Below are 277 nucleotides of genomic sequence, written 5' to 3'. Positions count from 1 at the left end.
CAAGCGTGGGATCCAACTGGTCTGCGGTGCTACCGTTTTTCTGCTGATCGCGGCATTCGTCGAGGCGTATTGGTCATCGATGACCCTGACCACGCCCGTAATCAAGTACGTCGTAGGCGCCTTTCTGTGGCTGCTGGTGGGAGCCTATTTCTCCCTGGCTGGGCGAGGTCATCATGCAGCTGAGTGATGCCAGTGTCTCTATCCGCCCGCGCAGTCCCTGGGAGGCGCTGGACCTTGGTACGCTGCTCGCCAGACGCCATGCGCCGCTGTTGATGGC

Annotated in this window: 1 pseudogene; it reads left to right on the top strand. The window is 61.0% G+C overall.

The features are described 5' to 3' along the window. Positions 1-187 (top strand): annotated as a pseudogene (locus AAEZ09_RS28160) (stage II sporulation protein M); the annotation flags it as partial. Positions 188-277 lie beyond the last annotated feature (90 nt).

The sequence above is a fragment of the Pseudomonas sp. 65/3-MNA-CIBAN-0223 genome (assembly GCF_040310425.1).
Taxonomy (GTDB): domain Bacteria; phylum Pseudomonadota; class Gammaproteobacteria; order Pseudomonadales; family Pseudomonadaceae; genus Aquipseudomonas; species Aquipseudomonas gregormendelii.
This window is presented reverse-complemented; position numbering and strand designations above follow the sequence as displayed.